A 14,287-nucleotide genomic window follows, 5' to 3' on the forward strand; every position below is an offset into this window, starting at 1 on the left:
AGCTGTTTATTTTCAGTGATGATGTAAACGGTCCGGGCCGGCGCGACAAGCAGCCGATGCCGCGCCGGCCTCGTTTTCGTCAATTAAGCGCCAGAAATGTGCCGAGGCGCGCCGGGATCAGCTTCCAGTGCGGCCGCCGGAAGCCGACGCGCCATTGCGTCCGGAACCTTTGCCGCCATCAGACGCCGCCGCACCGTTGGATGCGCCTGCGTTGTCCGGAGCCTCGTCCTCGCCGCCTTCATCAAGGATGTGCTCGGCAATCAGGCCCGCATTCTGCCGTATGGCCCTCTCGATGGCGTCGGCGACATCCGGGTTGTCCTTCAGGAAATTCTTGGCGTTTTCCCGCCCCTGGCCGATGCGCTGGCTGTCGTGTGAGTACCAGGAGCCGGATTTCTCGACCACGCCGGCCTTCACGCCCAGGTCGATCAGCTCGCCGACCTTGGAGACGCCTTCACCATACATGATGTCGAACTCGACCTGCTTGAACGGCGGGGCAACCTTGTTCTTGACGACCTTCACGCGGGTCTGGTTGCCGACGACCTCGTCGCGCTCCTTGATCTGGCCGATCCGGCGGATGTCCAGACGCACCGAAGAATAGAATTTCAGCGCGTTACCGCCGGTCGTCGTCTCGGGGTTGCCGAACATCACGCCGATCTTCATGCGGATCTGGTTGATGAAGATAACCATGGTGTGCGAGCGCGAGATCGAGGCGGTGAGCTTGCGCAGCGCCTGGCTCATCAGCCGCGCCTGCAGGCCCGGCAGGGAATCGCCCATCTCGCCTTCCAGCTCGGCCTTCGGGGTCAGCGCGGCGACCGAGTCGACCACCAGAACGTCAAGCGCGCCGGAGCGCACCAGCGTATCGGCGATTTCCAGCGCCTGCTCGCCCGTATCCGGCTGGGAGATCAGGAGATCATCCAGATTGATGCCGAGCTTGCGCGCATAAACAGGGTCGAGCGCATGTTCCGCATCGACGAAGCCGCACACGCCGCCCTTCTTCTGCGCCTCGGCGACGACATGCAGCGCCAGCGTCGTCTTGCCAGAGGATTCCGGGCCGAAAATCTCGATCACGCGCCCACGCGGCAGCCCACCGACACCCAGCGCGATATCAAGCCCCAGCGAGCCCGTGGGGATCGCCTCGACCTCGACCACCTGATCGGCCTTGCCAAGGCGCATGATGGAGCCCTTGCCGAAACTGCGCTCGATCTGGCTCAGCGCGGCATCCAGCGCCTTCTGCTTGTCCATGTCCCGTTCTTTGACCATTAACCGGCTCTCCCAATAGCCCAGTTGCGCGCGGCTACGACAATCCCGGCCCAGCCCGATTTATCGTCTCGCCGATTTATTCCACATCACGCAAGGCGTGGCAAGAATAGTTCAAAGATCACGAATCGCGTAAACCATGCTTGCGCAGCAGAGCTCTGGCACTGTCCCACACCTCTTCCGGCGTGCCCGAAGCGTCAATCCGCGCCCAGGCGATTTCACCGGGATCAAAGCCAAGCTGCTTGCGCACTACTGCCGCGCCCGCGTCCGAAGCGTCAGACTCGCGCGATTCGACCCGCTCCACCAACGTCTCCTCCGGGGCGGTCAGCCACATGCCCACAAATTCCACGCTTGCCTCCTCGGCTATGGCGCGGGCAGCTTCGCGCTCGAATTGCTGGCCATGGACCGCATCAAGAATGACGCTGTGCCCGGCGCGGAGCGCAGCGCGGGCCTTCTTCGCCAGCGTGCGGTAAACCGTTTCCGTCACCTGCGCGGTATAAGCGCTCTCGGGCAGCCGCTCCGTGGTTGCGGCGGCGAACAGGCGCTTGCGTTCAATATCGCTGCGCAGGATCACCGCCCCGGGCGCCGCACCGATCCCGGGCGCCATACTGCGCGCCAGCGTCGATTTGCCCGTTCCGGACAGCCCGCCGATAGCGATGAGCGCCGGGGCGGACCGATCCATGAAACTGCGGGCCAGATCGAAATAGCGCCGCGCCTCCTCGCTCTGCGCCTGATAGGCCGCAGCCTTGGCCCGGATGCCCGCGCGCGTCGACAAGTATATTGGCAGCGCGGCCAGCCCCTCAAGGTTGCGCATATCATTGTCGGCCGAGAGATAAGCGTTCAGCACGACATTCGCGCCCTGCAGGGCGTCGCGCGCGATCAGGTCCATGAGCAGGAACGCCAGATCATCCAGCACATCCACCGTGGCGATCGCGTCATCAAACTCCACGGCGTCGAACAGCACGGGATGACCATCTATCCTTACAACATTACGCAGATGCAGGTCGCCGTGGCAATGGCGGACGAAGCCGCCGCGGGCGCGTTTCTCCAACAGCGGCGTCAACTCCGCCAGACGTGCCTCCAGTTCCATGCGCAGCCGCCGCACGTCGTCAGGCGGAAACGTATCCGGATAGGTGGCGAAGGCTTCATCGTTCTCTGCGATCAGCCGCGACAGCGCCTGTACAGCCATCCCCGACTCGATGCGCCTGGCCGCCTCGTCGTGAAAGGTGTGGACCGCGCGCGCGAGTTCGGCATAGTCTTCCGCTCCGAGTCGGCCAGCGGCCGCCAACTCGGAATAGAGGGCACCCTCAGGAAAACGGCGCATTTTCACCGCCCATTCCAGCACTTCTCCGCTGCCGCCGATCTCCAGGCCGCGCGTCTTGTCGTAAGTGATGGGGACCACCCCGAGATACAGGTCGGGTGCGGTGCGCCGGTTGAGCTGAACCTCGTTGATGCAGGCGCGGCGGCGTGCTTCCGGCGTGGAATAGTCGAGAAAAGGAAAGACGACTGGCTTCTTGATCTTGTACGCCACATCACCGGCCAGAAAAATCAGCGAGATATGGGTCTCGATGCACTCCACCGTTTCGGGCTGCTCGGCGTGGTTCTCCGGCTTGCCCATGAATGCCGTGATCTCCTCCCAGGACGGAAGGTCGTCCTCGTGGCTATGCAAATTCATTCGCGACGGGGCCTTTCACGTGTTTGAGAATTGCGCGATTTTCTGCGCGCGTGACCGCCGGGCCTGCGAATCGGCCCGTCCCGCAAACGCGCGCCTCGTGCCTGCGCAGGACCGACCCTACAGCAGATGCCGCCATTATTGAATGATGCCGCGCGGGGCCGTCTGGCCGACCGGCTGCGCAGCGAGATCGAGGGCGAGGTTCTTTTCGACCGCTTCGACCGCGGGCGGTACGCCACCGATGCATCCATCTATCAGGTGTTCCCGCTCGGCGTGGTCGCGCCGCGCACCGAGCATGACCTGCTTGCGATCGCGGGCATAGCGGCGGAAGAAGGCGTCGCCCTCACCGCCCGCGGGGGTGGCACCGCAACGGCCGGGCAGACGGTCGGCGAAGGGCTGCTCATCGACTGCTCCAAATACCTGAACAAGCTGCTGTTTCACGATCTCGGCGCGATGACCTGTGCCGTGCAGCCCGGCATCACGCTGGAGGCACTCAACCGCCAGCTTGCGCCCGAGGGCGTCTGGTTCCCGGTCGATATTGCCAGCGGTGGCCGCGCCACCCTTGGCGGCATGACGGCCACCGGCGCCAGGGGGCCGCGCGCCCTGCGCTATGGCGGGATGCGCGAGAACGTGTCCGCGATCGACGCGATCCTCGCGGACGGCGCCGAAGCCGTCTTTGGCGAGTTGCCCGAGGACTTCCCCGACCCAGAGGCGCCTGGCGCCTTCGATGACGGGGTGCTCACGCTTCTGGAAATGGGTGAGCAGCACGAGGAGATGATCAGGCGGGTCTTTCCCGACCTGCCGCAGCGCGCCGCGGGCTACAACCTCGATGCGCTCCTGCCCGACCGCCAGCCGCACAACATGGCGGAACTGCTCGTCGGCTCGGAAGGCACGCTGGCGCTGTCGAAACGGATCGAGCTGAAGCTCGCGCCGCTGCCCAAGAATCGCGCGCTGGGCGTCTGCCACTTCCCCGACCTACGCGCGGGGCTGGAGGCCGTTCCCTACCTCGTCAAGCTGCAACCAACGGCCATCGAACTGATGGACCAGAGCCTTCTCGAGCTTGCCAACGGCAACACGCGGCTTTCGCCGATCCTGCGCCGATTCATCCGCGGCGAGCCGGGCGCAATCCTGCTGGTCGAGTTCATGGGCGATGTCCGCATGGAGAATATCCGCAAGCTCAAAGAGTTGGACGAGCTCATGGCCGAGCTTGGCCATCGCCATGCGGTCGTCGAGGCCGTCGGGGCGGAGGTGCAAAGCGCGATCTGGCATGTGCGCGACCAGGCACTGAACCTCTTGATGGCAGGCAGCGGCGCGGGCCAGCCGGTATCCTTTATCGACGACTGCGCGGTGCCGCTCGACCATCTGGCGGACTATGCCGAGGACGTGACCACGATGCTGGCACGTTACGGCATCGAGACCAGCCTGTACGGCCATGCAGGGGCCGGCTGCCTGCATATGCGCCCCGGCCTCAACCTCAAACGCGCAGGCGACGTCAAGACCATGCGCCGCTTGGCCGAGGAGACCTTCGCACTGGTGCGCCGCTATGGCGGCACGCACGCGGCCAGCTATGGCGACGGGCTGGCGCGCTCCGAGTTTCACGCGACGATGTTCGGGCGCAAGGCGAGCCGAGTCTTCCGCGAGGTCAAGGCACTGTTCGACCCCGATGGCCGGCTCAATCCCGGCAAGATCACCGGCGCACCGCGCATGGATGACCGGATGCTGTTCCGCTATAGCCCGGACTACCGCGTGCCGCCGATTGAGACCGCCCTTGAATGGCCGGGCGGCTTTCAACCCGCCGTCGAAGCCTGCGATGGCAACGGCGCCTGCCGCAAGCTCAGCGAGGGCGCGATGTGCCCCTCCTACCGCGTCACGCGCAATGAACGCGACAGCCCGCGCGGACGCGCCAACACGCTGCGCTTGGCGATCTCGGGCCAACTTGGCCCGGATGGGTTCACGGCGCCCGAGATGCTGGAGACGATGAAGCTCTGCGTCTCCTGCAAGGCGTGCAAGAGCGAATGCCCGGCCAGCGTCGACATCGCCAAGATGAAAACCGAAGTGCTGAACGCTGCGCACAAGCGCCACGGCCTGCCCCTGCGCGAGCAGCTGACCGCCTATCTGCCACGCTATGCACCATACGCGCGCCGCTTTTGGTGGGCGCTGAACGCGCGGGATTTCGTGCCCTCGCTCGCCATGCTTTCGGACATGGCGCTGGGGTTTTCCGCGCATCGCCGCCTGCCGCAGTGGAGCGCGCGGCCCTTCCTGACGAACGAGCCGGCGGGCCCGGAAGACGGCCAGGAGGTCGCGCTGTTCGCCGACACCTTCAACACCTGGTTCGAGCCGGGCAATCTGCGCGCAGCCGTAGAGGTACTGACGGCGGCCGGGCGGCGCGTGCACATCCTCCGTGCCGGCGACAAACGGCCACTGTGCTGCGGGCGCACCTTCCTGGCGAGCGGGCTGGTCGACGAGGCGCGGGCCGAGGCGCGGCGCACCGTCCAGACGGCCGCGCGCTTCGTGGAGCGCGGCGTGCCGGTGATCGGGCTGGAGCCGGCCTGCCTGCTCACCTTCCGCGACGAATACCGCGACTTGGGACTCGGCGATCCGGGCAAGCGGCTGAGCGGGAGTTCCTGGCTTCTCGAAGAATATATCGCTCGCGAGATGGCGGCCGGGCGCTGGGCGCTGTCCGCCAGCCCGATCGAGGCGAAGGCGCTGATCCATGGGCACTGCCATCAGAAGGCGCTCGGCGGCATGGACGCCATGCACACGGCGCTGTCGCAGGTGCCCGGCCTGGAGTCGGCGGCGATCGATTCCGGCTGCTGCGGCATGGCCGGCGCCTTCGGCTATCTTTCCGAGAACCTCGATGCGTCCATCGACATGGCCGAACTCGCCCTGTTCCCGGCGATCCGGCAAAGCGAACGCGACGCCCTCCTGATCGCCAACGGCTTTTCCTGCCGCCACCAGATCGCCGATGGCCTCGGCCGTAGCGTGCATCATCTCGCCATCATCCTGAATCTCGCGCGCTCGGCCGGTGGCCCGGAAGCCAAACCGCAAACTCCGGCCCGTCGCGGCCCGCTCCGCCGCAACCGCATGCTTGACTATTTCCGTGCAGACAGCCCCAATAACCCGGCGCCGGACGCCAACGGCCAGAAGGGGGAATAAGAAGAATGATCACGATTTATGGGCGCGCCAACTCCTCGAACGTGCGCAAGGTCCTCTGGCTCGCTGAAGAGCTGGGGCTTGAAGTTGATCGCCGCGACTATGGCCGCGGCTATGCGCCGACTGACACGCCGGAGTTCAAGGCGCTGAACCCCAATGCCAAGGTCCCGGTGATGGACGAGGACGGTTTCATTCTCTGGGAGAGTCATGCGATCCTGCGCTATCTCGCGGCGAAGTATGGCCCCGAATGGTATCCGGCCGATCTGCGCGCGCGCGCGATCGTCGACCAGTGGATGGACTGGCTGATCATCGAGCTTCAGGAGCCGGTTCGGCGCATATTCTTCGCGCTGCATGTGAAGCCCGGATCGGACCCGGAAGGCATGCCCCAGCACGAGGCGGAAAGCGCAAAGGCGTGCAGCATCCTCGACGCGCAGTTGCAGAAGACAGGCGCCTATGTCGCGGGCGCGCAGCCGACCATCGCGGATTGCGCCATCGGCATGATGGTTCATCGCTGGTACTACTTCGATATCCAGCGGCCCAACCTCCCTGCTCTGGAGGCATATTATGAGCGGCTCAAGACCCGTCCGGCGTTCCAGGGGCCGATCCTGAACGCGGGTGTTTAAACGCGAGGCAGCGTCAGCCTGCCGGAGCCGCACAGGACCAGAACCCGCGGTAGCCGACGGTCAGGCCCTGATCGAGCGCGAATATCAGTTCCGAATCCGAGCGCCAGTCGGCTTCTTCGCCGAGCGGGCGGAGCTCCGTCGTCAGTCCTTCGGCCCGCCAACTTGTATCCGCATCCCCGCCTGCCGCGGCTTCCAGCGGGATGATCACGCCGTTGAGTTGCATCACGCCGGGCCCGCGCTCGCCCGCCGCCCACAGGATAGGATCTGACTCCGGGCTGCGATTGAACCGGCAGCGGGGCGCGGCCTCCAGTGCCTCTTCCGCTTGCGCCTCAGAGAGCGGAGCCGGGTCGAGCGCGGAAATCAGGGTATTGTTAAGCGCGTCCCGAACCGTGCCGACCCTGGCCGGCGGGTCCTCATGGATGGTCTGCACGAAATCGCCCTTGTCCACCTCGCCGATCAGATAGCGCATTTCAGCAATCTCCCGCCGTTGAGCTTCAATGATTTCGTCAGCCAGCTTCCGCACACGGGGGTCGCGAATCTGCGCCCGTTCGGAAGTCATGACGGCAATCGAATGGTGCGGGATCATCGCGCGCATGTAGCTCTCGCCGGAGACGGTGACCTGGCTGCGCACGAGCCATAGCGACACAGCAAAGACGATCAGGGCGGCGATGTAGATGGCCACGTTTACCGCCCTGTTGGGATACATGCCGAGCATGTAGGAGAGCATGATGACCGCCATGGAGGCGCCCATCAGGATCGCCATGTATACGCGCGTCTCGGAGAAGAAGAGGTGCTCCCAGGCATAGGTGTTGAGGTACATGAGGATGAACATCACCACCGTGGAGGTGAGGATCATCAGTCCGAAGCGGGTGTAAGACATCAAATATTCTCGGGTATCGAAACTTGAAAAGAACGGGAGTCACCAGAAAGAGCAACGGACGGAGGGTCATCCTCCGCCCGTTGTCCCTGGGGGTCAGCCTGGAAACTTGCGATCCGCGGTCAACGCATCTCTGAGAGCCAGTTGTCGATCTGTTCCTCAGCTTTCTCGCGGGCGACGCCGTAGCGCTCCTGGATCTTGCCGACGAGCTGCTCTCGCTTGCCTTCGATCTGGTCCAGTTCACTGTCGGTGAGTTCGCCCCACTGCTCCTTGATTTGGCCTTTCATCTGCTGCCAGTTTCCCTTCACCTGATCCCAGTTCATTGGGAACCTCCTGAATTTGTTGGCGGGTGCGGGGCGGATCACTGTTCCTGGGCAGAACCCGTCTCGCCGGATTGCGCGCCCATTTGCTCCGCCTCCTTCCGGGCTTCGGCCTTGCCCGCCCTCTTTCGGGTTTCAGAGGACGTCATCTGGCCTGCGGGCTCTTCGGCTTCTTCGCGTCGGCGCGTTGCGGGCGACTTCCTGAACTCGGACGCGGCATCCAGCGCCTCCTCCGTCACGTTGGCGAGCAGTTCGACTTCCCCATCGTCAGTTCTTCTCCGCTTGATTTCGTCGAACCGGATGGCCACGACCTTTCGCCCGATGCCGAGAAAGCCGCCGACGCCAATCACCGCTGCGACGACCCTGTTGGATTCATCGATCAGCAGATAATCGATGTCGCCCATCTCCTCGCCGGCGAGGTTCTGCACCTGTCGACCGAGGATCTCCGTGCTCAACCATTGATCGGGCGTATGGGTGGTCATAAACTTGTCCTGGTCTGGCGGCGGCTGGTCCTGTGCCTGCGCCTGCGGCGCGGCGATCGCGAAGGCGGTCGCGGCGCTCAGAAGGACGGTTTTCAACATTGCTGGTCTCCTTGGTGGCGCGAAAATCTCGCAAGCGCGGCCGCACGGGCGGGCGGAACGCTTTTCCAAGGAGAAGCGCATAGGCCCCGGCAAATGTTCCCTCGATCGTTGAAAGGCCGGCGGCTTTGAGGCGCTAATCTTAAACGTTTCTTTAGGTCTTGCCGTCGCTAGAACCGCGCACCGAGGCCAACGAGGCCGACCACGATCAGGTAGATGGCGACGATATAGCTGAGCAGCGCCGGCCTCACGAAGATCAGAACCCCCGCGATCAAGGCGACTAACGGCTCGATCAGGTTTGAGTTGTAAGGCCCCATCACCGGCTCCTATGGGGTCGCGCGCGTTCCTGCTTCCGACAGCAGAGAAGCACGAATGTAGTTAAAGAATCGCATAGGCTGTGACTGACCAATGCGCGCGCGCTTTTCCGGCGCCCGAACGAGGGGCTGCTACATGCGTTGGGAGCCGCGGCCACGAACGAAGTACATGACTAGCGCCACCACGAGGAAGATCAGAAAGATATAGAACAGGATCTGCGCGATCGTGGCGAAGGCCGTGGCGATGCCGGTAAACCCGAGAACGCCTGCGACGATGGCAAGCACGAGAAAAAGGATGATCCAGCTCAGCATCAGGTCTCTCCTTTTCGGCGCCGCATGTCGGAAGACCCTGACCGATGTCAAACAAGCGAAGCAACAGCTTGGTTCCGTATTCGCAGCGATGAGGCGACTTCTGAGACCGGCGGTGGGGACCTTGCTCGCCGGGTGCTGTAGAAACTTGGTGTCGGGAAAGAGCTGGAAGGCAGCCGCCATATGAGAATCGTCACGTCCTCCTGGTTCGTCGCGTTACCCGACGACATCATCCGCATAGGGATTTCGCGGGGCACGCCGCGCGGGCAGCAGGGATACAAAATGTACCGCGCCCTGGCGCCGGGGCCATGGTTTCGATCCGTCGACTACGACACCTACCAAAAGCGCTATTTTGGAATGCTCGCACAGCGCGACGCGGCGGATGTCGTGAGCGACCTTGAGCGGCTGACCGATGGCCGAGACGCGGCGCTGTTGTGCTTCGAACCAGCGCAGCCTGGTCCAGCATGGTGCCACCGGGCGCTGGTGTCGGTCTGGCTTTACGAGCGGTGCGGTCTTGCGGTCTACGAATACGGGCTTGAGGATGAGGGCTTCGGTTGGAGGCATCCAAAACTGCCGCCCGAGGTGCGCGTCAGCAGTTCAACCCGTTAATTCTGCGGAAGGGCATCGCTCGCCCATTCGCCAAGAGACGAAAGCATCAAGCAGAGACCCGGAGATGATACGTGGCCTCATGATTGCTCTGACGGTTGCCGCCTGTACGCCGGCGCTGTCAAAGGAACCGGCCAGCCCGCGAGACTGGGTGCACCTTGCCGTGGACCATCTGTGCGGACCGCAACCGGTCTCCGGTCTCGCCGCGCAGCAGGCACTGCGGGGCGCTTGGTTTCTGGACGAGCAGCGCGAGGAGCGGGGCCGGCAGATGCTGCGCCTGACCCAACGGTTTGCCCTGCCCGGCGGCGGCGAACTGAGGGTGCGACAGGTCCGGTTTCGCGGCCAGGTCCGGCGCTTTACGGCTGCCGTCTACAAGGAGAATGGCAGCGAGCTTCACCCGCATCTTCTCGGGATGGCGGATGGCCGGTGCCGACTCCATGCCGGCCGGCGGATCGTCCGAAAGGCGCCGGCGAACACTGTGCTCGAACAGCTCGCGAGTGACCTTGAGACCGTGAAATGGACCGAGACGCTGGAGGCGCCCTGGCCGGACGGGACCGACCCCGGCGGGCCGCGCGTCGCGTTGGTCGATTCCGGCCTCGCTTACGATCTGCCGCTCTTCCGCGACCGGCTTGCCCGGGGCGACGACGGCAAGCCGCTCGGCTACGATTTCTGGGATCAGGATCCCTGGCCCTATGATGGGGACACCTCGCGCGGGGTCTTCTTTCCGATCCGGCATGGCACGGCCGTTGCATCCGTGCTCGTGCGCGAGGCGCCCTCGGCAGCGCTGATCCCGTTCCGCTACCCGCGCCCGGACATGAGCCGGATGCGCACCCTGCTCGAACGGGCCGCACAGGCGGGCGCGCGCGTCATCGCCATGCCGCTGGGCAGCCGCAAGCCGGAAGACTGGACCGCGTTTGCCAAGGCGATGCGCGGTCATCCCGGCCTGCTGGCCATCGTCTCGGCAGGCAATAACGGCCGGAATATCGACGACGATCCGCTCTGGCCCGGCGTTCTCACGCTCGACAACATGATCGTCGTCACCTCATCCGACGGGTTCGGGCGGCTGGCGCGCGGTTCCAACTGGGGGCCGCAAAGCGTCGATATCATGCTTCCCGCGGAAAACGTCCCGGTCGTGGATTTCCGCGGAGCCAGCGGCACGGCGTCCGGGTCGAGCTATGCCGTCCCGCGCCTGGCAGCACTCGCCGCGCGGCTGCTCGCCGAGGCGCCCAACCTGACAACGGATCAACTGAAGGCCCGGATATTCGCCCGCGCGAAACCCTCCCCGTACGAGGACGAGGTGGTCGCCGTCGGCTGGATTGCTGATCCCGCAGAATGAACGCTCACCGCGGCCGCGGCGCGGGTGGCGCGTTGTCGATGAACCGGCGCGCGGCCTCCGCCTGCCTCGGATCTACTTGCTTCAGCTTGCCGTAGGCCGTTTCAGCCAGCCTGTTGTCCCCGCCCCACACGCCGGCCTGGATGGCAAAACGCAGCGCCTGCGGATCGGCCGGCAGCACCTCCATCACCCAGCGCGCATGGTCCACCATCTGCTCGAAGCGCCCGGCCAACTGCAGGGCCACCAGTAGCGAAATCCTGGCATTGAGCGAATGCGGCACCCGATCGACCGCCGCCTGCATGAACGCAATCGCAGCGTCCCTCTCGCCCGCCGTGGCCAGCAACCGCCCGGCCCGCAGGAACTGGCCCGGATTCTCCGAAGCGCGGCAGTCCTCACGGATCGATGCGAGCGTATCCTTGCTCAGCCACGCATTCGGCGGGGCCTCCTCGGCCTCATCCAGCGCCGCCGCGCAGCGGACCAGCGCGCCGCCGAGTTCTGCCTGCACCGTTCCGGCCTCCGCAGCATCGCGCAATGCCAATAACTCCACAACTTCGCGAACCGGCATAGCCTCGTTGCGGCCCTCGCCGCCGCCAACGACGATGCCGACCAGCCTCCCGGTTTCATCGACCAGCGCGCCACCGCTCACGCCGGGGCGCATCGCCGCCGAGACATGGACCCGTCCAAAAGGCGCACCATCCGATGGGCCGAGATTGAGCTTGCCCGGCGCAAAGACACGAACCTTCTCGCGGTTCGCATCCGCGCCGACCGCGTAATAGCGCGAGGCATCCGCCGTGGCCCTTTCTCCGTCGATATCGAGCACGGCGGCGTCCCGCGGTAGCCCCTTCACCTGGACGAGCGCCAGGTCGCCGCGATAGGCGGACGGAACCACACGGCCTTTAAGCTCTCCGCCCGACGTGAAGACCGTCACGTCCGCGCGGTCGCCAACTACGTGGCGGTTCGTGACCAGCAGATCGGGCGCGATACGGACCGCGCTCGCCTCCGGGTCGAAGCTCTTGATGCGGAACACGGCCGCGCGCACCGCGCAGACCGGCTCGGGATGCGGGCATTCGGACGCTTCTGTTGCGGCCCGCGCTTCCCTCGCCCCGAATGAGAGCGTGACCTGCCGCCGCTCACCCTCGCGCAGCAGCGTCACATGAGTCTTCTCGCCGGGCCGGACCAGCGCTAGCGCCGCGATCGCGTCTTTCACGCTCTGGATCCGGCGCGGACCGATCCGCTGAATGATGTCGCCGGGCTCAACGCCTGCACCTGACGCCACGCCGTCCTCTGCAACTTGGACGACGCGGACGCCGGCGACCTCTGCTTGCGCTTCGCGGGACAGGTTTGACAGCCGCCAGCCCGGCGACACCCGCTCGACCGTGCCGTCATCCCTCAGGTCCTCGACGACGCGCTCCAGCAGGGGCGCGGAGATGGCAAAGTTTATGCCGATGTTCGTGTCGGACTTCGCGGCGAAGATCGCGGCCATCATGCCGACCAGCCGCCCCTCCTCGTCAACCAGCGCGCCGCCCGAACTGCCCGGATTGGCCGCCGCATCTGTCTGCACGAAGTCCTCGACAGGGTTGAACCCCGCATCGCTGACATCAAGCGCCGAGACCACGCCGCAACTGACCGACAGCCCCAGCCCGTACGCGTTGGCGACGGCGCAGACCCGCTGGCCGAGCTGCGGGCGCGGTGCCGGTTCAAAAGCGGCCAGGTCGGCATCGACGCGAAGCAACGCAATGTCCGTGGCTGCGTCATGGCCCACGACCTCGGCGGGGACAATGCGCCCATCGCGCAGTTGCACATCAATGCGCTCGGCCGGCTTGATCACGTGCCAGGCGGTGGCGATCAGCGCGCTGCTCGCGTCGCCGTCCACCACGATGCCACTGCCTTCCGGCGCGGTCCCGGGCGGAACGTCTGGCCCGCCCTGCGGTTTATCCGGCCAGACGGGAAGGACCGACACGACGGACTGAACCGTCTCGGGCGGCAGGGCGTGCACCGGCGCGATCTGAAGAGCCGCGGCGACAAAGACGACAAGGCAATATCTGACAATTTGCATGGCCTTAAATGCGCTCGCTTGTTTCGGATTGGATCGTCGATCAATAAACCAGACTTTTCGCCGCCTGCCGAGCCGGCGTTGTCGAAAAGCCGCCTGATAGCCATGTCACGCGGCGAGGAAGGAGAACAGGCATGATCAGCGTAAAGCAGCTCAGCGACGACCCGCTCACATTCGACGTGACCGTCGCGGAGGATGCGAGCGAAACGCGGCACCACGTGACGATGGCGCGTGAGGACTTCGCGCGGCTCTCACGAGGCGATACCACGCCCGATCAGATCATTGAGGCCGCCTTCCAGTTTCTGCTCGACCGCGAGCCGAAAGAGTCGATCCTTGCGCGCTTCGACGTCTCCGTGATCTCGCGGTACTTTCCCGAGTTCGAGCGCGAGCTTTCACGCTATCTCGGAGACAAGTCCGGAGGCTGAAAATGATCGGCGCGATCGCCGGCGACATCATCGGGTCGCGCTTCGAGGGCGAGCCGTCGCCGCCAAACGATTTCGAACTGTTCCACCCGGCCTGCCGGTTCACCGACGACACCGTCTGCACGGTCGCCGTGGCCGACGCCGTGATGACGAATGCCGACTTCGCGGAGACGCTGCGCGTGTATGTGCGTCGGCATCCCAACCGTGGCTATGGCGGGATGTTCCGCAAATGGGCACACAGGGACGACGCGCCGGCCTATGGCAGCTTTGGCAACGGTGCGCCGATGCGGGTGTCTTCGATCGGCTGGCTGAGCGGGAGTGCCGAAGAGGTCGATCGCCTGGCCGAAGCCCAAGCCGCCGTCAGCCATGATCACCCGGACGCCATCGCCGCTTCAAAGGCGGTCGCACGCGCAATCTTCGCCTTGCGGAAGGGCGAGCCGATCGCGGCGGTCCGAAACTGGCTTACCGAAAGCTATGGCTATGACCTTGAACCGCGCAACGCGCTGTCCGGCGGATTCGAGCCCAGCGCGGCCGGCACGGTGCCGCCCGCGTTCGCCGCAGCTTTCGAGGGGGAGAGCTGGGAGGACGCCGTTCGCACGGTCATCATGCTCGGCGGGGATACTGACACCGTGGCCTGCATCTGCGGTGCTGTGGCCGAGGCGATTCACGGCGTTCCGCCGAGCATCGCGACGCGGGCGCGGGACCATCTGACGGACGACCTGCGACAGGTTCTCGACCGCTTTGAGCAGCGCATCGGCCGCGCGTGAGGC

General features: G+C 65.2%; 14 protein-coding genes. 6 read left to right on the top strand and 8 right to left on the bottom strand.

Annotated elements, in window-relative coordinates; all coding sequences use genetic code 11:
• Window positions 1–117: 117 nt before the first annotated feature.
• Complete coding sequence (recA, locus tag BXY53_RS09650) at window positions 118–1,260, bottom strand: recombinase RecA (protein ID WP_119061601.1); 1,143 nt, start codon at window positions 1,258–1,260, stop codon at window positions 118–120.
• 118 nt (window positions 1,261–1,378) lie between these two features.
• A complete protein-coding gene (locus BXY53_RS09655) occupies window positions 1,379–2,932 on the bottom strand; it encodes a bifunctional aminoglycoside phosphotransferase/ATP-binding protein (protein WP_119061602.1) in 1,554 nt (517 codons plus the stop codon).
• A gap of 126 nt (window positions 2,933–3,058) precedes the next feature.
• On the opposite strand from BXY53_RS09655, the gene BXY53_RS09660 reads away from it, so the two are divergent.
• Entirely contained in the window at window positions 3,059–6,085 is a 3,027-nt protein-coding gene (locus BXY53_RS09660) for an FAD-binding and (Fe-S)-binding domain-containing protein (protein WP_119061603.1), read from the top strand.
• A gap of 5 nt (window positions 6,086–6,090) precedes the next feature.
• Window positions 6,091–6,705 (top strand): glutathione S-transferase family protein, encoded by a 615-nt coding sequence (locus BXY53_RS09665; protein WP_119061604.1) that lies wholly within the window; start codon window positions 6,091–6,093, stop codon window positions 6,703–6,705.
• A gap of 13 nt (window positions 6,706–6,718) precedes the next feature.
• Here the strand turns inward: BXY53_RS09665 and BXY53_RS09670 are convergent, their stop codons facing one another.
• From BXY53_RS09670 to BXY53_RS09690, 5 genes are all read right to left on the bottom strand, one after another.
• Window positions 6,719–7,585 (bottom strand): DUF305 domain-containing protein, encoded by an 867-nt coding sequence (locus tag BXY53_RS09670; RefSeq protein WP_119061605.1) that lies wholly within the window; start codon window positions 7,583–7,585, stop codon window positions 6,719–6,721.
• Between the two features lie 119 nt (window positions 7,586–7,704).
• Window positions 7,705–7,905, bottom strand: a complete 201-nt coding sequence (locus tag BXY53_RS09675) for a CsbD family protein (RefSeq protein WP_119061606.1) — start codon at window positions 7,903–7,905, stop codon at window positions 7,705–7,707.
• Between the two features lie 38 nt (window positions 7,906–7,943).
• A complete protein-coding gene (locus BXY53_RS09680) occupies window positions 7,944–8,483 on the bottom strand; it encodes a PRC-barrel domain-containing protein (RefSeq protein WP_170144393.1) in 540 nt (179 codons plus the stop codon).
• A 167-nt stretch (window positions 8,484–8,650) separates the two neighbouring features.
• Window positions 8,651–8,797, bottom strand: coding sequence for a DUF3096 domain-containing protein (locus BXY53_RS09685; RefSeq protein WP_119061608.1), 147 nt, complete (start codon window positions 8,795–8,797; stop codon window positions 8,651–8,653).
• A 129-nt stretch (window positions 8,798–8,926) separates the two neighbouring features.
• On the bottom strand, window positions 8,927–9,106 hold the full coding sequence (locus tag BXY53_RS09690; protein WP_119061609.1) for a DUF1328 domain-containing protein: 180 nt from the start codon (window positions 9,104–9,106) through the stop codon (window positions 8,927–8,929).
• A gap of 180 nt (window positions 9,107–9,286) precedes the next feature.
• On the opposite strand from BXY53_RS09690, the gene BXY53_RS14130 reads away from it, so the two are divergent.
• Complete coding sequence (locus BXY53_RS14130) at window positions 9,287–9,712, top strand: DUF488 family protein, N3 subclade (RefSeq protein WP_170144394.1); 426 nt, start codon at window positions 9,287–9,289, stop codon at window positions 9,710–9,712.
• A gap of 64 nt (window positions 9,713–9,776) precedes the next feature.
• Window positions 9,777–11,045: a S8 family peptidase gene (locus BXY53_RS09695; protein WP_170144395.1), complete on the top strand. Its 1,269-nt coding sequence runs from the start codon at window positions 9,777–9,779 to the stop codon at window positions 11,043–11,045.
• Window positions 11,046–11,049: 4 nt separating this feature from the next.
• On the opposite strand, the gene BXY53_RS09700 is transcribed toward BXY53_RS09695, so the two are convergent.
• Window positions 11,050–13,098 (bottom strand): trypsin-like peptidase domain-containing protein, encoded by a 2,049-nt coding sequence (locus tag BXY53_RS09700; RefSeq protein ID WP_119061611.1) that lies wholly within the window; start codon window positions 13,096–13,098, stop codon window positions 11,050–11,052.
• A gap of 131 nt (window positions 13,099–13,229) precedes the next feature.
• Between BXY53_RS09700 and BXY53_RS09705 the strand changes: the two genes are divergently transcribed.
• Together BXY53_RS09705 and BXY53_RS09710 are read left to right on the top strand one after the other, a co-directional pair.
• Entirely contained in the window at window positions 13,230–13,520 is a 291-nt protein-coding gene (locus BXY53_RS09705) for a hypothetical protein (protein WP_119061612.1), read from the top strand.
• Window positions 13,521–13,522: 2 nt separating this feature from the next.
• Entirely contained in the window at window positions 13,523–14,284 is a 762-nt protein-coding gene (locus BXY53_RS09710; RefSeq protein WP_119061613.1) for an ADP-ribosylglycohydrolase family protein, read from the top strand.
• Window positions 14,285–14,287: the final 3 nt, after the last annotated feature.

This window comes from Dichotomicrobium thermohalophilum, from assembly GCF_003550175.1.
Taxonomy (GTDB): domain Bacteria; phylum Pseudomonadota; class Alphaproteobacteria; order Rhizobiales; family Rhodomicrobiaceae; genus Dichotomicrobium; species Dichotomicrobium thermohalophilum.